The organism is Sphaerisporangium sp. NPDC004334 (assembly GCF_053602655.1).
The window spans coordinates 31,974-53,950 of record NZ_JBSGDZ010000043.1; the positions used below are offsets into that span (position 1 = coordinate 31,974).

At 71.3% G+C, this 21,977-nt stretch carries 19 protein-coding genes; 5 read left to right on the forward strand and 14 right to left on the reverse strand.

Going from position 1 to position 21,977, the window contains the following annotated elements; translation table 11 throughout:
* Positions 1 to 196: 196 nt before the first annotated feature.
* The 7 genes from ACWEN6_RS37420 to purS form a co-directional block, all read right to left on the reverse strand.
* Positions 197 to 868, reverse strand: coding sequence for a Crp/Fnr family transcriptional regulator (locus ACWEN6_RS37420; RefSeq protein WP_452576716.1), 672 nt, complete (start codon positions 866 to 868; stop codon positions 197 to 199).
* A gap of 122 nt (positions 869 to 990) precedes the next feature.
* A complete protein-coding gene (locus ACWEN6_RS37425; RefSeq protein WP_452576717.1) occupies positions 991 to 3,780 on the reverse strand; it encodes an adenylate/guanylate cyclase domain-containing protein in 2,790 nt (929 codons plus the stop codon).
* A 255-nt stretch (positions 3,781 to 4,035) separates the two neighbouring features.
* Positions 4,036 to 6,291, reverse strand: a complete 2,256-nt coding sequence (purL, locus tag ACWEN6_RS37430) for a phosphoribosylformylglycinamidine synthase subunit PurL (RefSeq protein ID WP_452576718.1) — start codon at positions 6,289 to 6,291, stop codon at positions 4,036 to 4,038.
* 43 nt (positions 6,292 to 6,334) lie between these two features.
* On the reverse strand, positions 6,335 to 7,018 hold the full coding sequence (purQ, locus tag ACWEN6_RS37435; RefSeq protein WP_452576719.1) for a phosphoribosylformylglycinamidine synthase subunit PurQ: 684 nt from the start codon (positions 7,016 to 7,018) through the stop codon (positions 6,335 to 6,337).
* 155 nt (positions 7,019 to 7,173) lie between these two features.
* A complete protein-coding gene (locus ACWEN6_RS37440) occupies positions 7,174 to 7,518 on the reverse strand; it encodes a hypothetical protein (RefSeq protein WP_452576720.1) in 345 nt (114 codons plus the stop codon).
* 159 nt (positions 7,519 to 7,677) lie between these two features.
* Positions 7,678 to 8,118, reverse strand: a complete 441-nt coding sequence (locus ACWEN6_RS37445; protein ID WP_452576721.1) for an ATP-binding protein — start codon at positions 8,116 to 8,118, stop codon at positions 7,678 to 7,680.
* Positions 8,119 to 8,287: 169 nt separating this feature from the next.
* Positions 8,288 to 8,536: a phosphoribosylformylglycinamidine synthase subunit PurS gene (purS, locus tag ACWEN6_RS37450; RefSeq protein WP_354853070.1), complete on the reverse strand. Its 249-nt coding sequence runs from the start codon at positions 8,534 to 8,536 to the stop codon at positions 8,288 to 8,290.
* Positions 8,537 to 8,875: 339 nt separating this feature from the next.
* Here purS and pdhA point away from each other — a divergent pair, with 339 nt between their 5' ends.
* From pdhA to ACWEN6_RS37470, 4 genes are all read left to right on the forward strand, one after another.
* A complete protein-coding gene (gene pdhA / locus ACWEN6_RS37455) occupies positions 8,876 to 9,976 on the forward strand; it encodes a pyruvate dehydrogenase (acetyl-transferring) E1 component subunit alpha (RefSeq protein WP_452576722.1) in 1,101 nt (366 codons plus the stop codon).
* A complete protein-coding gene (locus ACWEN6_RS37460; RefSeq protein ID WP_452576723.1) occupies positions 9,973 to 10,947 on the forward strand; it encodes an alpha-ketoacid dehydrogenase subunit beta in 975 nt (324 codons plus the stop codon). Before pdhA ends, ACWEN6_RS37460 begins: the two co-directional genes overlap by 4 nt.
* Positions 10,948 to 10,955: 8 nt before the next feature.
* Complete coding sequence (locus ACWEN6_RS37465) at positions 10,956 to 12,473, forward strand: dihydrolipoamide acetyltransferase family protein (protein WP_452576724.1); 1,518 nt, start codon at positions 10,956 to 10,958, stop codon at positions 12,471 to 12,473.
* Positions 12,474 to 12,640: 167 nt separating this feature from the next.
* The gene (locus ACWEN6_RS37470; RefSeq protein WP_354929316.1) at positions 12,641 to 12,934 is read left to right on the forward strand and encodes a Dabb family protein; all 294 of its coding nucleotides are present in this window, start codon (positions 12,641 to 12,643) and stop codon (positions 12,932 to 12,934) included.
* An 88-nt stretch (positions 12,935 to 13,022) separates the two neighbouring features.
* Here ACWEN6_RS37470 and ACWEN6_RS37475 read toward each other — a convergent pair whose 3' ends face one another.
* The 6 genes from ACWEN6_RS37475 to ACWEN6_RS37500 all read right to left on the reverse strand — a co-directional run bounded on the left by ACWEN6_RS37475 (position 13,023) and on the right by ACWEN6_RS37500 (position 19,050).
* The gene (locus ACWEN6_RS37475) at positions 13,023 to 13,247 is read right to left on the reverse strand and encodes a hypothetical protein (protein WP_452576725.1); all 225 of its coding nucleotides are present in this window, start codon (positions 13,245 to 13,247) and stop codon (positions 13,023 to 13,025) included.
* Between the two features lie 175 nt (positions 13,248 to 13,422).
* Entirely contained in the window at positions 13,423 to 15,246 is a 1,824-nt protein-coding gene (locus ACWEN6_RS37480; RefSeq protein WP_452576726.1) for an acyl-CoA dehydrogenase, read from the reverse strand.
* Between the two features lie 66 nt (positions 15,247 to 15,312).
* Entirely contained in the window at positions 15,313 to 16,740 is a 1,428-nt protein-coding gene (locus ACWEN6_RS37485) for a hypothetical protein (protein WP_452576727.1), read from the reverse strand.
* 203 nt (positions 16,741 to 16,943) lie between these two features.
* Positions 16,944 to 17,624 carry a hypothetical protein gene (locus tag ACWEN6_RS37490; RefSeq protein WP_452576728.1) on the reverse strand — a complete coding sequence of 227 codons (681 nt, stop codon included), beginning with the start codon at positions 17,622 to 17,624 and terminating at the stop codon, positions 16,944 to 16,946.
* Positions 17,625 to 17,871: 247 nt separating this feature from the next.
* The gene (locus ACWEN6_RS37495; protein WP_452576729.1) at positions 17,872 to 18,351 is read right to left on the reverse strand and encodes an RNA polymerase sigma factor; all 480 of its coding nucleotides are present in this window, start codon (positions 18,349 to 18,351) and stop codon (positions 17,872 to 17,874) included.
* A 246-nt stretch (positions 18,352 to 18,597) separates the two neighbouring features.
* Positions 18,598 to 19,050 (reverse strand): hypothetical protein, encoded by a 453-nt coding sequence (locus tag ACWEN6_RS37500; RefSeq protein WP_452576730.1) that lies wholly within the window; start codon positions 19,048 to 19,050, stop codon positions 18,598 to 18,600.
* A gap of 114 nt (positions 19,051 to 19,164) precedes the next feature.
* Between ACWEN6_RS37500 and ACWEN6_RS37505 the strand changes: the two genes are divergently transcribed.
* Positions 19,165 to 19,614, forward strand: coding sequence for a GNAT family N-acetyltransferase (locus tag ACWEN6_RS37505; protein ID WP_354929327.1), 450 nt, complete (start codon positions 19,165 to 19,167; stop codon positions 19,612 to 19,614).
* 23 nt (positions 19,615 to 19,637) lie between these two features.
* Here the strand turns inward: ACWEN6_RS37505 and ACWEN6_RS37510 are convergent, their stop codons facing one another.
* On the reverse strand, positions 19,638 to 21,653 hold the full coding sequence (locus tag ACWEN6_RS37510) for a molybdopterin-containing oxidoreductase family protein (RefSeq protein ID WP_452576731.1): 2,016 nt from the start codon (positions 21,651 to 21,653) through the stop codon (positions 19,638 to 19,640).
* Positions 21,654 to 21,977: the final 324 nt, after the last annotated feature.

Genomic DNA, 21,977 nt, shown 5'->3' on the forward strand with positions numbered 1-21,977 from the left:
CGCCCTTGAGGCGGCGCTGTTCGTCGTCGCTCACGAGCGCTCGTTCCTCGCACTCGCTCCCTCCTCCTCACAGCACCGCCGCGCCCCGAGCGGGTCCTTGGGCCGATCCGGGGAAATCACTCGAAGGGCTCGGGCGCTCTTGGGCGGTGCCATCGGGTTCTTGGGCTGATCCGCTGCGAGGCAAAGCAAACACAGGTCAACGGGCGCGCTTGCGGAGGCCTTCGAGGTCGTAGATGACCACGCGGCGCCGGCCCGTCTCGATCAGGCCGCGGTCGCGCAGCGAGCGCAGCGCCTTACTGACGGCCTCGCGGGAGGCGCCGGTCCAGCCGGCCAGCTCGTCCTGCGACAGCGGCAGGGCGACCCGCACGCCGCCGTTGGCGGGCTCGCCGAACCGCTCGGCCAGCTCCACGAGCCGGGTGGCCACCCGGCCGGTGGTGTCGAACGCGCCGTACTCGACCCGCTTGCGGTCGGAGTCGCGAAGCCGGCCCACGACCATCTGCAGCAGCAGCACCGCCACCCGGCCGTGGTCGTTCAGGAAGCCGGAGAAGTCGCGGACGACGACGCCTTCGACGGCCTCCAGCGCGGTCACCGTGCCCGAGCGCGGCTCACCGCTGATGACCGACATGTCGCCCAGCAGCGCTCCAGGGCCGCGGATGGCCAGCACGACCTCGGTGCCCCCCGCGGTGTAGGAGGACACCTTGACCCGCCCGGAGGTCAGCACGAGCGCCCAGTCGGAGGTGTCACCCTCGCTCATGACGGTCGTGCCGCGGTCCCACCGCCTCTTGCGGCCGGCGGCGCACAGGTCGTCTGCCTCCTCCTTGGTGAGCAGGGACAGGAACTCTCCAGGCTCGGTCGGCGTGGACGTCATCGTTCCTCCAGGGTGAGGGGCAACGCTCGAATCATGCCGCGCCCCTCCGGTGCGGTCACGGTCGTTTTCCCGGTGCGGGGCCCGCGGTCGGCGTACTTCTACCGTCTCGCGGCACACGGTGGTCAGTCGAGCGAGGACAGGACGAACGCCTCGACGCTCTGCTCCTTGCCCTTGAGGCTCAGCTCGCCCAACGACCGTACCTCGGCGCCCGCGCCGATCTGCTCACGGGTCGTGGCCCCGATGACCACCGTCCCCGGCTCGGCCATCCCCTCCAGTCGCGCAGCCACGTTCACCGCGTCGCCCATCGCGTTGAACCCGCGCAACTCGGGGCTGCCGATGTTGCCCACCAGCGCCAGGCCGGTGTTGATGCCGATGCGGAACCGCGGATAGCCGGGGTTGCCCGCGGCGATCTCCTCGGCGGCGGCCTGCATCTCAAGAGCCGCGCGGGCGGCGTGCGCTGCGTGGTCGGCCTGCGCCGCCGGGGCGTTGAACAGCGCGAGCAGCGCGTCGCCGACGAACTGCACGATCGTTCCGCCGTGCCGCAGGACGCAGGGCACCGCGGCGGCGTGGTAGCGGTTCAGCATCTCCACGATCTCGCCGGGCGCCACCCGCTCGGAGAAGGAGGTGAAGCCCTTCAGGTCGGCGAACAGCGCGGTCAGCTCCACCAGCGAGCCGCCGAGCGCCGCCTGGTCGGGGTCGGCGAGCAGGGACGCCGCCACGTCCGGCGACATGTACTGCCGGAACAGCGTCTCCAGTTCGCGGTACAGGCGGGCGTTCTCCAGCGCGATCGAGAGCTGGCTGGCCAGGGTGGCGGCGAGCGCCTCGTCCTGGCGCGTGGTGCCCACGGGGACCTCCAGCGCGCCGGCCACCACGCCCTTGACGGTGAGTGGGTGGATGACCCGGCCGTTGCCGCTGATCGTCTCGGTGGCCTTGAACTCGTCCACGCCGTACGCGCGCTCGCCCAGCGTGATCGCGCCGTGCGACACCAGGCCGATGCGCACGTCCCCGTAGGCCTGGCGGACGCGGTCCAGCGCCTCGGCGAGCAAGGTGTCCTCGCCCAGGCCGACGCGCGCCTGCCGTCCCACGTCGACCAGCGCGCCGAGGCGCAGCGACAGCTCGCGCTCGGCCGCCAGCGCCTGTCCGGCGCGGTCGAGCACGGCCGCCTGGCCCTCGTTGAGCCGGAACTTGCCCGCCAGGCGCAGCGCGACGGGCGTCCGGGACGCCGTGCCGCTTTCGCCCATGCGTCGCAGGTGGCCGACGAGCTCCTCCAGCGCCTGGTCGTACTGCCCCTGGATGCGGCGGATCGTCGCCGCGAGCGTCACCGAGTCGAACAGGCCCTGGCTGGAGCCCTCACGGCGGAACTGGATGTAGGAGCTGTAGGCGACGAACGCGAAGGCGCCCACCAGCAGCAGGTGCCACTCCCACCACGACAGCAGCCAGTTGGGCCGGAAGAACCCGGCGACCATCGCCTCACTGAGCAGCGCGTACGCGGTCATCAGGCTCACGAGCATCGCCGAGGGCCTGCGGCGGTGGATGCGGAACATCTGCACCGCCGACAGGGCGAACAGCGCGGCGCCGATCCAGGAGAACGCCCCGATGGTGGCCCCGCCGGGCGGCGGCGGCGCGCTGAGCGGGGTCAGGCCCTCGATGAGCGAGGCCGCGCCCCACACCACCAGGACCACCACCAGGGCGGCCCGCAGCAGGTCGCCGCTCTTCAGCACGGCGGCGGCGGCGCGTTCGCCGAGCGGCAGGGAGGAGGCGAACGCCAGCATCGACGCCACCATCAGCCCGACCGGCTGCCCGATGTCGAAGCCGTAGCTGCCGGTCTCCAAGATGATCCGCGGCGTCGACAGGCCGTGGAGCAGGAAGAAGCCGGCGCTGCTCAGAAAGACCAGCGACACCAGCAGCAGCCGGGCGTCCTTGTGCCGGGTGGCGGCCTGGCTGATCATCGCGCCGAGCACGACGTTGACGCCGGCCACCAGCACGATCAGCCAGAAGTGGCTCGGCGGATGCTCCCAGCGCGCGTTGAGCCGGGCGGGAAAGGCGAGCAGCAGCCACAGGCCGAGCAGCGGCACGGCCAGGTGCATGGCCCACACGATGCCGCGCACCGGGTGCGTGGCGGGCGGCAGATAGGGCGAGAAGGCGAGCCCGTCCTCCCCGCCGGCGGCCTGGCTCCCGGCGATGGCCGTGCGGTCCTCCACACCGGCAGGGCCGTCGTCCGCGCGGGCGCCCTCGTGTTCGGCACCGGCTACCCGGACGTCCCCCCGGGCGCCTTCGGCCCCTGCATCAGCGGTCCCGGCCATCACGCCGGAGATCGCGCTCTCCGGGACGGAGGTCGCGCTCCCCGTGACGGAGGTCGCGCTCTCCGGGACGGAGGTCGCGCTCCCCGTGACGGGGGTCGCGCTTTCCGGGACGGAGGTTGCGCTCCCCGTGACGGGGGTCGCGCTTTCCGGGACGGAGGTCGCGCTCCCCGTGACAGGGGCCGCGTCCTTCTCGGGCGTGCTCGTGCCGGAGGCGCCGGCGGGCGTCCGGGACGGCCGGCTCACCGTGGAGGGGCGAGGCATCGGGGTCTTCGCCGGGACGACCCTCTCGAACTGCACCGTCTTCGCCGCGTCACCCGTGCCCGGGTCGTCCGTCCCCGTCCCGGCCGCCGGAGCCGCAGCGCCGCCGGCCTCGCCGGCACCCTCGCCGGAGGATTTCCCCGCGGTCTTTCCCGCGGCGAGCCGCCCGCCGGGCCGCGCCTCGGCCCGCCCGTCGGCCTGCACCTCGGCCTGCCCCTCCGGCTGCACCTCCGCCTGCCCTTCGGCCTGCTCCGAGGCCGCACCCCCGGTCGGCGTCACGTCGTGGCGGGGCACGGTGTCCGCCTCCGCCTCGGAGTCGGTGGTCGCGCGTGTGTGATCATTCGACGGCACGGTTGCCTCCGCATCAGCCAGTCGAGTCCCCCCGAACGTGCCGATTATCCCGTCAGTCCACGTTGTGGGCGAACGAAGAGTTCAGTCGGAGGTATATCGAGACGGAACTGAGCTGCGGCTTTGGGGGGTATGACCGAAACATCGGTTACTTTGGCGATGCCTGGTGCCATTAGTCCCGTTAATGGGTGACCGGTTCAGCTCACCAAGGCGGTGGATCTTCTGTGGGGGATCCACCGCCTTGCCGTGACCGGCTCGTCAGGAGGAGAACACGGCCGGGAGCGTCGCCTCGTGGACCGCGCGCAGCTCCGCCACCGGGATCGACAGGACGCCCTCGACGGTGAGCGCCGAGCCGCCGGTCGTGCCCAGGCAGTACGCGGGCACCTCGCGCCGGGCGCACAGGTCGGCGAGCTCGTCGTAGGACTCGGGTCGCACGGCGAGCAGGACCCGTGCCGTGGACTCGCTGAACAGGTCGGTGAACGCGTCGCCGCCGGGGAGCTGCACGGCGGCTCCCACACCGCGGGCCATGCACGCCTCGGCCAGCGCGATGGCCAGGCCGCCGTCCGACACGTCGTGCGAGCCGTCGACCAGCCCGCGTTCCGCGGCCTCGACCAGGACGCCGGCCAGGGCGCGCTCGGCCTCCAGGTGGACCGCCGGGGGCAGTCCGCCCAGGTGACCGTGCGCGACGTGCGCCCACTCGGAGCCGCCGAACTCGTCCCGGGTGTCGCCGAGCAGCACGATCTTCAGGTCGGGGGCGGTGAACCCGTGACGGACGCGGGCGCGGACGTCGTCCAGCACGCCGAGCACCCCCACGACCGGGGTCGGGTGGATCGGCGTGGAACCGGTCTGGTTGTAGAAGGAGACGTTGCCGCCGGTCACCGGCACACCCAGGGTCTTGCAGGCGTCGGCGAGGCCGCGCACGGCCTCGGCGAACTGCCACATCACCTCGGGGTCCTCCGGCGAGCCGAAGTTCAGGCAGTTGGTGACCGCGAGCGGGCGCGCCCCGGTGACCGCCACGTTGCGGTACGCCTCGGCCAGCGCGAGCTGGGCGCCGGCGTAGGGGTCGAGCTTGGCGTAGCGGCCGTTGCCGTCGGTGGCCAGGGCGATGCCGCGGTCGGTCTCCTCGGCGCCGGGCATGACCTCGCCGATGCGCAGCACGCCCGCGTCGGCCGGCATGGCCAGCACGGTGTTGCCCCGCACGTAGCGGTCGTACTGGGAGGTCACCCACTCTTTGGAGGCGAGGTTGGAGGAGCCGAGCAGCGTCAGCAGGGTCGCCCGCAGGTCGCCGGGACGCTCCAGCCGCGCCGGGTCGTCGGCGTTGAGCGCCGCCTGGCCCGCCGGCTCGTGGAACGGGCGCTCGTACACCGGGCCGTCGTCGGCGGCGGTGCCCGGCGGGATGTCGACGATGACCTCGTCCTTCCAGGTCATCACCAGCCGGCCGGTGTCGGTCACCTCGCCGATCACCGTGGCCGGGACGTCCCACCTGGCGCAGATCGCCATGAACGCGTCGATGTCCTCGGGGGTCACCACGGCCATCATGCGCTCCTGCGACTCGCTCATCAGGATCTCCTCGGGGAGGAGCGAGGGGTCGCGCAGCGGCACCAGGCCGAGGTCCACCGACATGCCGCCGGTGCCCTTGGCGGCCAGCTCGGTCGTGGCGCACGACACCCCGGCGGCGCCGAGGTCCTGGATGCCGACGACGACGTCGGCCTCGAACAGCTCCAGGCAGCACTCGATGAGGAGCTTCTCCATGAACGGGTCGCCGACCTGGACGGCGGGCCGCTTGGCGTGCGACTCGTCCTCGAAGGTGGCCGAGGCGAGCACCGACGCGCCGCCGATGCCGTCGGGGCCGGTGCGCGCGCCGAACAGCACGACCTGGTTGCCCGGACCGGGCGCCGTGGCGAGCTTGATCTGGTCCTTGCGCAGCAGGCCGACGCACAGGGCGTTGACCAGCGGGTTGCCGATGTAGCACGGGTCGAAGGCCAGCTCGCCGCCGATGTTGGGCAGGCCGAGGCAGTTGCCGTAGGAGCCGACGCCCTCGACGACGCCCGGCAGCACCCGCCGGGTGTCGGGGGCGTCCAGGGCGCCGAAGCGCAGAGCGTCCATGACCGCGACCGGCCGCGCGCCCATCGACATGATGTCGCGGACGATGCCGCCGACGCCGGTGGCCGCGCCCTGGTGCGGCTCGACGTACGACGGGTGGTTGTGCGACTCGATCTTGAAGGTGGCCGCCCAGCCGTCGCCGATGTCCACCACGCCGGCGTTCTCGCCCATGCCGACCAGCAGGGCCTCGGACTCGGGGGCCTTGGTGCCGAACTGGCGCAGGTGCACCTTGGAGGACTTGTAGGAGCAGTGCTCGCTCCACATGACCGAGTAGATGGCCAGCTCGGAGGAGGTCGGCCGGCGCCCGAGGATGGCGCGCACGCGCTCGTACTCCTCGGCCTTCATGCCGAGCTCGGCGTAGGGCTGCGGCTCGTCGGGGGTCTCGGTGGCCCGCTTGACAGAGTCGATCATGTGTTCTCCTCGCGCGTCACCCGCGCACGCCGTGGTCGTCGCCTCACAGGTTCACGAACTTCTTCAGGATCGAGGTGAAGAAGCCGCGTCCGTCGACGCTGGGAGCGCCGGTCAAGTCCTCGACGGCGTGCTCCGGGTGGGGCATGAGGCCGACGATGTTGCCCGCCTCGTTGCTGATGCCGGCGATGTCGTTCATCGAGCCGTTCGGATTGCCGCCGAGATAGCGGAACACGACCTGGCCGCCGGACTCCAGGGCGCCGATCGTCGCGGCGTCGGCGACGTAGCGGCCCTCGCCGTGCTTGACCGGCAGCAGGATCTCCTGGCCGGAGGCGTAGTCGCCGGTCCAGGCCGTGGCGGCGTTCTCCACGCGGACGCGCTGGTCGCGGCAGATGTAGTGCAGGCCCTCGTTGCGGGTGAGCGCGCCGGGCAGCAGGTGCGCCTCGCACAGGATCTGGAAGCCGTTGCAGGTGCCGAGGACCGGCAGTCCCGCCCGCGCCGCGGGGATCAGCTCCTCCATCAGCGGCGCGAAGCGGGAGATGGCCCCGCAGCGTAGGTAGTCACCGTAGGAGAACCCGCCGGGCAGGAAGACGGCGTCCACGCCCTTGAGGTCCCGGTCGGCGTGCCACAGCGGCACCGCCTCCCCGCCCGCGTGCCTGACGGCGCGCGCAGCGTCCTGGTCGTCCAGAGTTCCGGGAAAAGTGACCACGCCCACACGGGCAGCACCCATGGTCTCGTACCCCTCCACATGAGAGCGCCGCGCCGGCGTCTCACTCAGCGACGGCGGCCTGCGGCGGTACACCACAGGCTACCTGTTGCCCCCGAGCGACCGACGCAGGGCACCATCAGGTCGTCGGCGAGGCCGGGCGGAGCGCCGGCTCGCCATCAGCGATGGGCTGCGATCGGCTCCAACGGGCCGTTGAGCGCCCATCCTCGCTCGGCGTGACGCATCGCGGCGAGAAGGTCCTGAGCGGTGCGGGCCTCCACCACCAGCGGCTCCGGGGTCGGGTACAGCGCCAGCGCGTAGAAGCGGCGGCTCCACGGCCCGTACATGACCGTCCAGTACCGCTCCATCCGGTTCAGCAGGACGGCGGCGGCACGGTCGGCGAGGTCGGGATCACCATGATCGGCGCGCTCGATCTCGACGTACGGCCGCCCGAGGGCGTGCCGGCCGGTTCGCTCGCCACGGCCGCGCCCGAACAGGCGCCGCAGACCTCTACGCTTCACCACAGACCAGGACCTTCTTCTTGATCGGACGATCGCCGTTCACGCGTGTCCGCTCTAGGTAATCACATGGTGACTTTCCGCCATGCCGGTTTCTCCGCATGATTCACCGCCGGCGCTCGATGCCGCCGGTGAAGCCGAGGTCGACAGGAGGAACGAAGGAGGTCAGACGGAGGCGAGGGCCCGGTCGTGGGTGGCCAGCCACTCCTCGTCCCAGTCGAGTTCCTTGCGCAGGCACACGGTGGTGCCGTTGCCGGGGGTGATGTCGAAGGAGATCTCGTCGACGACCGACTGCATGATGAGGATGCCGCGCCCGTGCTCGGCGTCTCCGGCCGGATACTGGCGGGGGATGGCGCCGAGTCCGAGCCCGTTGTCGACGACGCGCAGCTCGCAGCGGCCCTGGCCGATGGCGGCCATCACCGCGTAGCGCTTGGAGGGCCCGCCGTGGCGTACGGCGTTGGCGCAGGCCTCGGAGGTGGCCAGCAGCACGTCCGACACGCAGTCTTCGGTGACGCCGATGCAGCGAAGGGTGTCGCCCAGTACTCGCCGGACCATCGGGATGCCCACGGCGTCCCTCGGCAAGGCCAACGAGAACTCAATATCCACCGGACTCCTCCACGACGCCGAAAGTCACGTTGGGGAGGTTCCCCGGAGAATCAGGGCTAACCGCAGAATCACGCTGTTGTTATTTAGTGTTGGTCAGACGCTTGCTTTCTGATCTGACCAAATTTCCGTTTCGCGTGCTTTGCGGCCCCTTGGCGCGGCGGAGAGGCTCCTATTCGGCCTCGACCCGCACAGAGTAGTCCTCGATGACGGTGTTCGCGAGGAGGGTTTCGGCCATCTTGCGGACCTCGGCCAGCGCCGCCTCGTCCGCCGGGCCGTCGATCTCGACCTCGAACCTCTTGCCCTGCCGCACTTCGCTGACCCCGGAGAAGCCGAGCCGCGGGAGCGCCCGGGCGATCGCCTGCCCCTGCGGATCGAGGATCTCCGGCTTGAGCATGACGTCGACGATGACGCGTGCCACGTGTCCCTCCAGTTCGTGCCGCCGGCCCCCTGGTCGGGTCCGGCCTGGTCCGGCGCACCAGCCTAACGGTGGCGGCCCCGTCTCACAGCCCCCGCCCCGGCGGCGCGCCAGGGGTGCCCCTCCCTGCACACTGGGGTCCGGACGAGTGTGCGCCAGGGTTCACCGGGAACGGGAGAAGTGTGGAAGACGGGGTGGCTGGTCTTGCGCAAGGGCCTGTGGTGTCTGCCACCATGTCCCCAAACGCGGACGTACCGCCACCAGTAGGTATGGACGCGTGTCAACTGGTCGAACGGCGATGGTGATCCCATCAGCACGGCCCTGAGCGCACAGGAGCGGCACGTGACTTTCGACGCCTCTGGTGGTGCTGACGCACCCCCTGAGCTCGTCCAGCTTCTCACCCCGGAAGGTGAGCGCGTCGAGCATCCCCTCTATGACATCGACCTGACGCCCGAGGAGGTGCGCGGCCTCTACCGCGACCTGGTGCTGGTGCGACGCGTCGACATGGAGGCCGTCGCCCTCCAGCGGCAGGGCGAGCTGGGCATCTGGGCCTCACTGCTCGGCCAGGAAGCCGCACAGATCGGATCAGGGCGCGCGCTGACCGACACCGACATGGCCTTCCCGACCTACCGCGAGCACGGTGTGGCCTGGTGCCGCGGGGTCGACCCGGTGAACCTGCTCGGGCTCTTCCGCGGCGTCAACCACGGAGGCTGGGACCCCGCCGAGCACAACTTCCACCTCTACACGATCGTCATCGGCAGCCAGACCCTGCACGCCGTCGGCTACGCCATGGGCGTCCAGCGCGACGGCGCCGACGCCGCCACGATCGTCTACTTCGGCGACGGCGCCACCTCTCAGGGCGACGTCAACGAGTCGTTCATCTGGGCTTCGGTCTTCAACGCCCCCGTCGTGTTCTTCTGCCAGAACAACCAGTGGGCCATCTCCGAGCCGCTGGAGAAGCAGTCGCGCATCCCCTTGTACCGCCGCGCCAGCGGGTTCGGCTTCCCCGGCATCCGCGTGGACGGCAACGACGTCTTCGCCTGCCTGGCCGTCACCCGGCAGGCCCTGAAGAACGCCCGCGAGGGCCAGGGCCCGATGTTGATCGAGGCGTTCACCTACCGCATGGGCGCCCACACCACCTCCGACGACCCGACGCGCTACCGCGTGGCGGGGGAGCTCGAGGCGTGGAAGCTCAAGGACCCGATCGAGCGCGTCAAGGCGTACCTGTTCAAGAACCAGCTCGCCGACCAGGACTTCTTCGACTCCATCGACGCGGAGGCCGCCGACCTCGGCCGGGACGTGCGCAAGCGCTGCCTGGAGATGCCCGACCCCCACCCGCTGGAGATCTTCGAGCACGTGTACAGAGAGCCGCACGCACTGCTGGCCGAGGAGCGCGAGCAGTACGCCGCGTACCTGGCGAGCTTCGAGGGAGGCGAGCGATGACCACGCTGACGCTCGCCAAGGCGATCAACGAGGGCCTGCGCACCGCCATGGAGGACGACCCCAAGGTCCTCATCATGGGCGAGGACGTCGGCAAGCTCGGCGGGGTGTTCCGGGTCACCGACGGGCTGCAGAAGGACTTCGGCGAGAGCCGGGTCATCGACACCCCGCTCGCCGAGTCCGGCATCATCGGCACCGCCATCGGCCTCGCGCTGCGCGGCTACCGTCCGGTGTGCGAGATCCAGTTCGACGGGTTCGTGTTCCCGGCCGCCGACCAGATCATCACCCAGCTGGCCAAGATGCCGCTGCGCTCGCTCGGCAAGATCAAGCTGCCGGTCGTCGTGCGCATCCCCTGCGGCGGCGGCATCGGCGCCGTGGAGCACCACAGCGAGTCGCCCGAGGCGTACTTCACCCACACCGGCGGCCTGCGCGTGGTGGCGTGCTCCAACCCCGTGGACGGCTACCACATGATCCAGCAGGCGATCCGGTGCGACGACCCGGTCATCTTCTTCGAGCCCAAGCGGCGCTACTGGGACAAGGCCGAGGTCGACCGGGGCGCCGACCCCATGCCCTTCGACCGCGCCCAGATCGTGCGTCCGGGCACCGACGTGACCGTGCTGGCCTACGGCCCGATGCTCAAGACCTGCCTGGAGGCCGCCGCGGCCGTCGAGGAGGAGGGCCGTTCGCTGGAGGTCATCGACCTGCGCTCCCTCAACCCCCTGGACACCGGCATGATCTTCGAGTCGGTACGGCGCACCGGCCGGTGCGTGGTCGCCCACGAGGCGCCCGTCTTCTCCGGCCTCGGCGCCGAACTGGCCGCACGGGTGACCGAGGCGTGCTTCTACAACCTGGAGGCGCCCGTGCTGCGCGTCGGCGGCTTCTCCACGCCCTACCCGCCTTCCCGGCTCGAGGACGACTACCTGCCCGACCTGGACCGGGTGCTGGACGCCGTCGACCGTACCTTCGCCTTCTAGGAGGGGCTGTGCTTCGCGAGTTCAAGCTCCCCGACGTCGGTGAAGGGCTGACCGAGGCCGAGATCGTCAAGTGGCACGTCGCCGCCGGCGACAAGGTCGAGATCAACCAGACGATCGTGGAGATCGAGACGGCCAAGGCCGTCGTCGAACTGCCCTGTCCCTTCGAGGGCGTGGTCAGCGCGCTCATGGCCGCCGAGGGCGAGACCGTCGACGTCGGCGTCCCGATCATCGCCGTGGACGACGGTGAGGGCGGCCCCACGCCGTCGGGCGGCGCCTCCACCGGCGCCGCGGCGGTCGCGGGCGCCGGCACGCCGCAGGCCCCGGCCGGAGGCGGCCCGGTGCCGCGTGCGGCCGCGCTCGCCGACGACATGGTCCCCTCGCCGCCCGCCGGCGGGACCGAGGGCACGCCGGCGCGGACGCCGGTGCTCGTCGGGTACGGCGTCAAGCCCGGCGCCACGACCCGCCGTCCCCGCAAGTCCCCGGCCCACCCGTCCCCCGCCACGGGCGCGGCGGCCCCGCCCGTCCGGCCGCCCGCTCCCGCCCAGGCCGCCGCGCCGGTCCGTCCGGCCTCGCAGGCGCGGGCGGTCACGCCGGTGCCGGTCACGCCGGTCACGCCGGTCACGCCGGAACCGGGCGCGGTGGCGGTGCTGGCCAAGCCTCCCGTGCGCAAGCTGGCCCGGGACCTCGGCGTGGACCTCGCCGCCCTCATCGGCACCGGTCCGAACGGGTCGATCACCCGTGACGACGTGCACGCCGCCGCCGAGGGCGCCACCGCCGCCTCCGCCGTCCCCGCCGTCGCGCCCTCCGGGCGCGCCGTCCTGCCCGAGGGCGAACGGGAGGAGCGCATCCTGGTCAAGGGCGTGCGCAAGGCCACGGCCGCCGCCATGGTCGCCTCGGCCTTCACCGCCCCGCACGTCACCGAGTGGCTGCAGGTGGACGTGACCGCGACGATGGACGCCGTCCGGCGGCTGCGCGCGATGCCGGACTTCGCCGAGGTCAAGGTCTCGCCGCTGCTGCTGGTCGCCAAGGCGCTGCTCACGGCCGTCCGCCGGTACCCGATGATCAACTCGTCCTGGACGGGCGAGGAGATCGTGGTCAAGCGTTACGTGAACCTCGGCATCGCCGCGGCCACGCAGCGCGGGCTCATCGTGCCGAACCTCAAGGAGGCGCAGGCGCTGTCGCTGCCCGAGCTGGCCGGGGCGCTGGGCGAGCTGACCGACAAGGCCAGGGCGGGGCGGTGCACCCCGGCCGACCTGTCCGGCGGCACCATCACGATCACCAACGTCGGCGTGTTCGGCGTGGACGCCGGCACCCCCATCCTCAACCCCGGGGAGGCGGCGATCCTCGCCGTCGGCCAGATCCGCGACCTGCCCTGGGTGGTGGACGGCCAGATCGTCCCCCGCAAGGTCACCACGCTGTCACTGTCGTTCGACCACCGCCTCGTGGACGGCGAACTCGGCTCCTACGTCCTGCGCGACGTCGGCGCGATGCTCCACGACCCCCTCCACATGCTCGCCTGGAGCTGACCCCGCACCCCGCGAGCGCCCGCCCCCGGAAGTTCCCCACCTCCGGGGGTGGCCGCGGGGATCGGCCGGGATGGCCGCGGGGATCGGCCGGGATGGCCGCGGGCCGACGGCGTGCCGCGCCGCGCCGGGCCGTACGCTGGCGGTCTGCCATCGCTGAAGGAGAGATCATGTTCCGCCACGTCGTGATGTTCACCTGGGTCGCGGGCGCCACCGAGGAGCAGAAGGCCGAGGTGGAGACCGGGCTGAAGAAGCTGCCCGACGCGATCCCGGAGATCCGTCGCTACGAGATCGGCCAGGACGCGGGCATCAACCCGGGCAACTACGAGTTCGCCGTCGTCGCGGACTTCGACTCCGAGGAGGACTACCTGGTGTACCGCGACCACCCGGTGCACCGGGCGTTCATCGCCGACGTGATCAGGCCGATCCTCGCCGGCCGGGCCGCGGTGCAGTACAGCCTCTGACGGACGGCCGGACGGCTCCTGGGCCGACGGACGGCTCCTGGGCCGACGGACGGCCGGACGGCTTCCGGCGGCGTCCCGCGGCCAGGGATCAGACGGTGGGCGGGTGGTTCTCGCGATGCGGGAGCTCGGTCTCGACGACCGCGCCCCGGCGGGAGATGAGGAAGAAGCTGAGCAGCAGCCCCACAGCGCCGACGATCATGAAGATCACGCCGATGACGTCGATGTGGACCGAACTGCCCAGCACGTCGGGCTCGATCGCGAACTTCAGAATCGCCCCGATGGTCAGAAAGAAGATACTGACCCCGATGCCCATCCAGACCTCCGGGACTCGTGTTCGGTAAAGAACGCTAAGCGGCAGGGTAATACCCAGCCGCGCGCGGTAACACTACCGATCTCAGCACCCTTCCGGCACGGAAGCCTCGCGCCCGCCGGGCGATCGCCGCCCCGCGGGCGCGGGCATGCCGTCGGCGCGGTGCCGATTCCCTGGGTCAGAAGGCCTCTTCCGGCAGCTCCATGAGGCTCTGGTCGGTCGCGGCGAGCGTGCGGCGCTCGGCGGCCAGGCGCGGAAGGACGGTCTGGGCGAAGAACGACGCGGCGGCCACCTTGCCGGTGTAGAAGGCCTTGTCGTGGTCCGCGGAGTCGAGGGCCCTGAGCGCCACCTCGGCCTGCCGGAGCAGGAGCCAGCCGATCACCAGGTCGCCGAGGCCCAGCAGGAAGCGGGTGGTGTTGAGGCCGACCTTGTAGACCTCCGCCGGGTTCTCCAGCGAGCCGATCGCCCATCCGGCCATGGTGTCGGCCATCGCCCTCACCTCGCCGGCCGCCTCGTCGAGCAGCTTGCGCTCCTGCTTGAGCCTGCCGTTGCCGGCCTCGGAGGCGGCGAAGCCGGTGATCTCGGCCAGCAGCGAGCCGAGCGCGGCGCCCTGGTTGCGCAGGACCTTGCGGAAGAACAGGTCCTGGCCCTGGATGGCCGTGGTGCCCTCGTACAGCGAGTCGATCTTGGCGTCCCTGATGTACTGCTCGATCGGGTAGTCCTGCAGGTACCCCGAGCCGCCGAGGGTCTGCAGCGAGCGGGCCAGCATCTCGTAGGAGCGCTCGGAGCCGACGCCCTTGACCAGGGGGAGCAGCAGGTCGTTCATCGCCTCGGCGTCGGCGTTCCTGGTGCCCTCGAACTCGGCGATCTGGACGGCGTCCTGGAAGGTCGCGGTGTAGAGCACCAGCGCGCGCAGGCCCTCGGCGTAGGACTTCTGCAGCATGAGCTCGCGGCGGACGTCCGGGTGGTGGGTGATGGTGACCCGCGGGGCGGTCTTGTCGGTCATCTTGGTCATGTCGGCGCCCTGCACCCGCTGCTTGGCGTACTCCAGCGCGTTCAGGTAACCGGTGGAAAGGGTGGCGATGGCCTTGGTGCCGACCATCATGCGCGCGTGCTCGATGATCATGAACATCTGGCGGATGCCCTCGTGCACGTCGCCGATCAGCGTGCCGACGGCGGGGTGCTTCTCGCCGAAGGTCAGCTCGCAGGTCGTCGAGGCCTTCAGGCCCATCTTGTGCTCGACGTTGGTGACGTACACGCCGTTGCGCTCGCCGAGCTCGCCGGTCTCCACGTCCACGTGGAACTTGGGCACCAGGAACATGGACAGGCCCTTGGTGCCGGGACCGGCGCCCTCAGGGCGGGCGAGCACCAGGTGGAAGATGTTGTCGGCCATGTCGTGCTCGGCGCTGGTGATGAAGCGCTTGACGCCCTCGATGTGCCAGGTGCCGTCGGGCTGCCGGACGGCCCTGGTGCGGCCCGCGCCGACGTCGGAACCGGCGTCCGGCTCGGTCAGCACCATCGTGGCGCCCCACTGCCGCTCGATGGCCAGCATGGCGAACCTCTTCTGCTCCTCGGTGCCGATGGTGTGCAGCACGTGGGCGAAGGCAGGTCCGCTGGAGTACATCCAGATGGCGGGGTTGGAGCCGAGGATCATGTCGGCCACCGCCCAGCTCACGCTGCGCGGCAGGCCGGGCCCGCCGAGCGCCTCCGGCAGGTCCAGATTGGTCCACCCGGCGTCCCGGAAGGTCTCGAAGGACTTCCTGAAACGCGGAGGCATCGTCACCGTGCCGGTCGCGGGGTCGAACGCCGGCGGCGTCCGGTCGCCCTCCTCGAAGGAGTCGGCGAGCACGCCGGCGGCCAGGCGCCGGACCTCTTCGATCACGCTGCGCACGGTGTCCTCGTCCACCTCGGCGAAGCGCCCGGTGCCGAGGATCTCGCGACGGCCGAGCACCTCGAACAGGTTGAACTCAAGGTCACGGACGTTGCTCTTGTAATGACCCATGGCTGCGCGTCCCCTCGTCCAGGCATGCGGGCGGTGTCCTACTGGTGAGTAACCTTACCGCATATGCTACCCGCGAGTAACCCCTAGAAAACCGGACGAACGTGACGGCCACCCGCCGCTCCACCTGCTACTCAGGTCGCCCACGCCGAGAGCGGCCGCCAGGCAGGCGACCGGGATCACCGGCAGCACGTAGCGGTGATCGAAGTCCAGCACCGCCACCGGCCCGGCCAGCAGGAACACCGCGGTGGCCCACGGGAGCGCCGCCCGCCGCCGCCCGACGGCCGCGCCCAGCCCGCCCGCCAGCAGGAGCAGCGCGATCATCGGCCCGCGCGTGTACGCGGGGTACTGGTAGGCGATCAGGAAGCCCGCCCACGGCTCGGCCGAGCGCAGCCCGCGGATGGCCGGGTCGTACTCCTGGCGCACCTTGGCCACCAGCGGGTAGGCGGGCAGGGACCACTCGCCGCGCGCGAACCCGAAGGCCGGGGTGACCCGCTCCGGGTGCCGTACCGGGGTCCAGGCGAAGGCGAGCGCGGTGTCGCGGGCCACGTCGGCGAGGTAGTCCAGCGGCTGCGCCATGATGGCGCGCAGGGCGAACGATCGGGCGAGGTCGTTGTTGCCGTCCCGCCCGCCGGGCAGCCGGTTCAGCGAGGCGGCGGGGTCCCACACGTACTCCGAGGCCGCGTCCTGGTGGGCGCCGTTGGGGCACAGCCCGCGCTCGGCCGCCGGCGGCCTGATCACCGCGCAGTCCGCGAAGGTCATGGTCCGTGCCCACAGCACCACCCCCTCCCCACCGGTCAGGGTGAACCTCCCGTTGACTTGCGCGTTCCAGCCCGCGTACGCGACCAGCGGCAGCGCTCCCGCCAGCATCCCGGCCACCAGGCCGCGCGCCCCCACCCGCCGCACGGCCGACCAGAGCAGGACGAGCACGAGCAGGGGCAACGCGATCGTCCGCGTCAGCGTGGCCAGGGCGAGCAGCGTCCCCGCGGCGGCGCAGGCGCGCGCCGTCGGCCTCGGCGACCATGTGAGGACCGTCAGCGCGGCGACGATCAGCAGGATGAACATCGTGTCCGACAGCACGCCGTGCTCCAGGCGCAGGAACGAGGCGTCGAAGAGCCCCGGCAGGGCCGCGAGCGACGCGCCCCAGGCCGGCAGCCCGCGCCGGCGCAGCACCGCGTAGATCATGACCCCGATGCCGAGCCCCATCGCGTGCTGCACGCCGACCACCACCGTCACGCTGTGGAACGGCCGCAGCAGCCACAACAGCAGCGGATACCCGCTCGGGTGGAACCCCAGCGACGGCCGCGGATGCGACGCCACATCCAGATAACTGAACGAGTCGTACCAATAGAGCTGCCCCGGCCGATACCCCAGCATCGTGACCGATCGCACGGCCGTCGCGAGGCAGAGGACCACGGCGAAGAGCCGATGCCCGAGCACCGCTCGCTTCACCCGGCCGGCCCGGGCTGTGGACTGGTGGAGGGTTTCGGTGAGCATGGCGGCTCCGGAGTTCTCAGTAGATGGCTTCGCGTCATGAACCGTGCGCGTCCGGTGACAGCCGATGGGCGCGTGAAATCGCTGCCATCCAGGGGTGAAGTGAGCGAGGTGCGGGGCGGCCCGGACGTGCCGTCACCGCCTGACGCGCACGCTCACGCCGAGCCCCGTCGACATCGGCGTCCGGAGCTCGGCGACGTGCGGATCTACCGGCGGCAGGCTTCCTTGACGTTCATGGGCCTGGGATGGGGAGCGGGGTCGGCAAGGATCAGGGCGTGCCCCTCGGCGCTCATCACGCCGTCGTGGACGTACCACGAGTCGGGCACGAAGGACCGCGGGCCGTGATACGTGGTGACGTCGACCTTGTCGACGCCGTGCTCCTTCAGCAGTCGCAGCACCTGCGGGACTCTGTCGTTGATGAAGTCGACGCAGTGCAACGGCTGGCCACGTGATACGAGCGACGGCGGTGCCTGGTAAAGCTCCCCGGGCCGGGCCCTGCGGCCGAGCAAGATGGTTCCCGGCCCCTTGTAGCCGACCCGGATCTTCACGCCGATCGTGCATTCGAACCGACGGTCGCAGGAAGTGTCGTCATCCAGCGCGAATATGTCGTCGCTCTCTTCGATGACGTGCGTGCCCTGGTCCTTTGGCGCATTGTCGTCCGTGGCGGTGACGAAGAGCAGACTGCCGGCCCTCAGATCGTCGGTCGCTATCAGCTTGATGGTGACCTTCAGGCCGCGAGACGCCAGTTCGTGCTGGTAGCGCTTCGGGTCGGCGTACAGGTCCTTGACGGTGACGACGTAGAAGTCTCCCGTCTGCCTGATGTCGAGTGTGGCCGAAGCCGGTCGCGCGCCGATGCCGAGCGTGTCCGGCACGATCCAGCTCAGCATGACGGCCAGAGCCGCCAGGGGCATGGCCAGGGACCAGCGTGAACGCGGCCTGCGCCCCCGTGCGCCGTGCCGGTGCCACCAGAGCGGTACCGCCCTGTCCCGGCGGCGCCGTGGTGCTTCCGCACCGTCCGCTGTAGCGGTCCTGATCTCCTCGAGCAGCTCACGGGCGCCGGGGGTCACGCCAGGCCCCGGATCGGGAGCGATGGACGCGAGCAGGCGGTCGAGGTCCGCGTTCATGATTGTCCTTTCAGGAGCGCGACCGCGCGGGGGCCGTAGGCGACCAGGTCCAGGTCGGCGGCGTCCAGCTCGCGTGCGAGCCGTTTGCGGGCGCGGTGCAGGCGCAGGCGCACGGCGCCAACAACAGCTCACGGTCGTCCGGGCTGAGCCGCCGGAACGCCTCGCGGATCGCCTGGGAGTCCTGGTGAGGCCGCTGCCCCTGGTCCCAGGTGGCCAGTTCCTCGCGCAGGCGGGCGGCGAGGGCGCCGCGCCGGGCCTGACCCCGGCGCTGGTTGGCCAGGACGAGCCGGGCAACGCCGTACAGCCACAGCCGCGCCTGCTCCCCCTCAGGGATGTCGCGCACGCGCCGCCAGGCGGTGGTGAAGGTCTCCGAGAGGGCGTCGGCGGCGTCGTCGGCGGACTCGGTGCGCCGGCGGACGTACCCGAGCAGATCCGCGTAGTGCGCCATGTAGATCTGCTCGAAGCGCTGCCTGGGGTCGGGTGGTCCCACGCGGCCGTCCTTCCGATGGGGGACTTCTCAGCCTGGCCAGAAAAGCCGTTCGTCACCACACATGTCCGGCTGTGGAGGAACGTTTCCCCCAATGTGGGTGAAGGCCGAGATTTCGGAGGAGAAGGCGGCGAGGAGGGGACGCCCGCGCGAGCCGCACCTGCTGTTCGAACGCAGAACGGGCCGCCACTGGGTGACGGCCCGGGGGTGCGAGGCCGGGCCGTCACGGCCCGGGCTCGCAGGAAAGGGTCAGCGGGCCGACTGGGCCCGTCCCTTGAGCGACAGGGTGCCGATCGCCGCGATCAGGTAGACCAGCGCGCCGCCCCACGCCGCGTCCAAGGCGGCGCCGAACACGCCCGCGTGGTCGAAGACGAGCTGCACCGGGTACATCAGCACGGCCGCCGCGATGCCGGGGTAGAGCGCGAACCGCCATGGGTGCCCCAGCGACCACAGCCGGGCCTGGCGCGTCACGCGGTCGCCCACGTTCGGCTTGCTCACCGCGCCGATGGCCGCCACGACGCTGAACAGGCTGACGCCCAGGCACAGGGCCCAGGTCAGATCGGCGGGACCTGGGAGGATGACCCCCATGAGATAGCTGATCGCCGCGCCCGCACCACCGGTGATCGCCGCGGCCTTCCACGGCGCGCCCCGCAGGGCCGCGCCGGCGAGCGACATCTCGTCGCGTCGAGTCAGTTCGTTCATGTCTCACAGATTGCCCGGTGTGACGGCCTAGGCACATCGGGGAGCAACCCTGATCCGCCCCTGACCCCGTGGCCGGACGGAGGACGCCCCGCGCGGGCTCGGTACCCTGTGCGAATGTCTGTGACCTTTCGTGCCGCACGCCAGGAAGATGTCCCGTCGATCGTGGCCATGCTCGCCGACGACCCGATCGCGGCGGCGCGGGAGGGCGATCCGTCCGACCAGGTCTACCTGGACGCCTTCGCGGCCATCGACGCCGATCCGCGGCAGGAGCTGATCGTCGCCGAGTCCGGCGGCCAGGTCGCCGGCACGATGCAGATCACCTACATCCCGGGGCTGTCCCGTAGGGGCGGGGAGCGGGCCCTGATCGAGGCCGTCAGGGTGAGCGCCGCCATGCGGGGCCAGGGCCTCGGCGGTACGATGATCCGGTGGGCGGTCGACCGGGCCCGCGCCCGCGGCTGCCGGATGGTCCAGCTCACCAGCGACAAGGCCCGCGCCGACGCCCACCGCTTCTACACCTCGCTCGGCTTCGTCGACTCCCACGTGGGCTTCAAGCTCGCCCTCTGACACGCGGGGCCGCCACCAGGGCCTCAGGGGAGCGGCGCGATCTCCACGAGGTTGTCGTGGTAGACGGCGCCCCTGCCCATGTCCGCGTCCCGCTCGTCGACCAGGACGTTGACGTTGACTCCGCCGGGGCTGAGCTTGGGCCAGTTGCCCTTCGTGGTCGCCACCACCCCTTGGGCCACGCGGTCGCTGATGCGCAGCTCGAGGGTCATCTCGCCGTTGCCGTTGAACACCCGGACGCGTTGTCCGTCGCCCAGCCCGCGCTCGGCGGCGTCCTTCTCGCTGACCAGGATCTGCGGGGTGCCGGCGCGGCGGGCCAGCTCGGGGTTGTTGCCGAACACCGTGTTGAGGAAGGTGTGCGCCGCCGGGGTGACCAACGCCAGCGGGTACGGCCCGCCGGGCGTCGCGGAGAAGGGCGGCACGTACCCCTCGCCCTCGGCCGGGAACGCAAGCCTCCCCGAGGCGGTCGGGAAGCCGTCGGCGAAGGGCAGGAACGGGTCGGGGTAGTTCATGCGGGCCCAGCCTTCCTCGCGGAGCCGCTCGACGGTGATCCCCTCCAGCGCCGGGTGGCCGCCGGACAGCAGCTGCTCGGCGATCTCCAGGTCGGAATCGTAGAGCGAGGGGTCGGTCAGCCCGAGGCGGCGGGCCACCCGGCGGAAGGTCTCGGTGGTGGACAGGCACTCGCCCGGCGGCGCCACCGCGGGCTCGTTCCACATCAGGTACATGTGCCCGTACCCGGCGTGCAGGTCGGCGTGCTCGGTCTGCATGGTGGCGGGCAGGACGATGTCGGCGTAGTCGACGGTGTCGGTCGGGAACTGCTCCATCACCACGGTGAACAGGTCCTCGCGCATCAGACCCGCGCGAACGCGGTTCTGGTCGGACGTGCTGCCCATCGGGTTGGCGGCGTAGACCCACAGGCACTTCACCGGATGGGCCGTGTCCGCCAGCCCCTCGGCGAGCCGGGTCATCGTCAGCGTCCTGACCGGATGGGGGAGCAGGTCGGGGCGGACGTCGGCCTGGATGGGCACGTGCCCGCTGGTGGAGTAGGCGACACCGCCGCCCTGGTGCCGCCAGTCGCCGGTCACGGCGGGGATGCAGGCGATCGTCCGCATGGCCGTGCCGCCGCCCTGGTGGCGCTGGATGCCCATCGTGGCCCGGATGCCGGTCGGGCGGGTGTGCGCCAGCCGGACGCCGAGGGCGCGGATGTCCTTCTCCGGGATCCCGGTGATCTCGGCCGCCACGCTTGGCGGATATTTCCGGATTTCTCGTTCGAAATCCGGCCAGCCGTCCGTGTGGCTCTCCAGGAACTCCCGGTCCTCGGCGCCCTCGTCGAGCACCACGTGCATCAGCGACAGCGCCAGCGCGGCGTCCGTGCCCGGCCGGATCGCCAGATGCTCGTCGGCCTGGTCCGCGGTGCGCGTCCTGATCGGGTCGATGGTCACCACGTGCGCGCCGGCCGCCCGCGCCTGCTGGATGAACTTCCACAGATGGTGCCCGCTGGTCAGCGTGTTCGTCCCCCACAGCAGGACCAGCCGGGAATGGGCGAACGCCTCGGGGTCCATGCCGCCCGGGGTGCCGTTCGTCAGCGTGAGCCCGCGGTTGCCGGCCCGCGCGCAGATGTTCAGGTCGTGGTAGGACGCCCCCAGCGCGTTCCACAGCCGCCGGCCGGCCTGGCCGCTCTCGCCCTGGATGTAGCCGAGCGTCCCGGTGCCCTGGTACGGCCAGATCGCCTCGCCGCCGTGCTCGCCGATGATGGCGGTCAGCCGCCGGGCGATCTCGTCCAGCGCCTCGTCCCAGGTGATGCGCTCGAACCGCCCCGACCCCTTCGGCCCGACCCGGCGCATCGGGTACAGGATCCGGTCGGGCGCCTTGGTGTGCTCCAGATAGCGGTTGACCTTCACGCACAACGCGCCCCGCGTGTAGGGCTGGTCGTGGTTGCCCCGCAGGCGCACCGCCTCGCCGTCCTTCACGGTCACGACCCACGAGCAGGTGTCCGGGCAGTCGAGGGGGCAGGCGCCAAGAACATTCAGCTCACGACTCATGAACAGAACGGTACATAAGCGTCATAGGGCGGCCTAGGGCGCCCGTGGTGTCACCCACCGAGCAATCCCGGCATCCACCCCAGGTAGTGCGATCAGCCCATACTTACGGGCGATGCGCCAAGGGTCGGTACAGCGTCACCATTAAGGACGACCCGTCTGACTGATCCCTCACGGTCGAGCGCGCCGTAGAGTGTCAGCGAATGGCCGGGGTGCACCAGTTCGCCGACGACCGCCGAGGCGTGAGCCGACGGGGCCGTCCGAACGCCGGTGGGCTCCCGCCACACCGGTGAACAGACCCTAGGGAAAGATCATATGCCCCGAGAC

Coding starts and splice junctions, on each gene's coding strand:
- ACWEN6_RS37420 (WP_452576716.1), bottom strand. CDS start 868: ATGACGTCCACGCCGACCGAGCCTGGAGAGTTCCTGTCCCTGCTCACC.
- purL (WP_452576718.1), bottom strand. CDS start 6,291: ATGATCGACTCTGTCAAGCGGGCCACCGAGACCCCCGACGAGCCGCAG.
- purQ (WP_452576719.1), bottom strand. CDS start 7,018: ATGGGTGCTGCCCGTGTGGGCGTGGTCACTTTTCCCGGAACTCTGGAC.
- ACWEN6_RS37460 (WP_452576723.1), top strand. CDS start 9,973: ATGACCACGCTGACGCTCGCCAAGGCGATCAACGAGGGCCTGCGCACC.
- ACWEN6_RS37470 (WP_354929316.1), top strand. CDS start 12,641: ATGTTCCGCCACGTCGTGATGTTCACCTGGGTCGCGGGCGCCACCGAG.
- ACWEN6_RS37475 (WP_452576725.1), bottom strand. CDS start 13,247: ATGGGCATCGGGGTCAGTATCTTCTTTCTGACCATCGGGGCGATTCTG.
- ACWEN6_RS37480 (WP_452576726.1), bottom strand. CDS start 15,246: ATGGGTCATTACAAGAGCAACGTCCGTGACCTTGAGTTCAACCTGTTC.
- ACWEN6_RS37485 (WP_452576727.1), bottom strand. CDS start 16,740: ATGCTCACCGAAACCCTCCACCAGTCCACAGCCCGGGCCGGCCGGGTG.
- ACWEN6_RS37490 (WP_452576728.1), bottom strand. CDS start 17,624: ATGCTGAGCTGGATCGTGCCGGACACGCTCGGCATCGGCGCGCGACCG.
- ACWEN6_RS37500 (WP_452576730.1), bottom strand. CDS start 19,050: ATGAACGAACTGACTCGACGCGACGAGATGTCGCTCGCCGGCGCGGCC.
- ACWEN6_RS37505 (WP_354929327.1), top strand. CDS start 19,165: ATGTCTGTGACCTTTCGTGCCGCACGCCAGGAAGATGTCCCGTCGATC.
- ACWEN6_RS37510 (WP_452576731.1), bottom strand. CDS start 21,653: ATGAGTCGTGAGCTGAATGTTCTTGGCGCCTGCCCCCTCGACTGCCCG.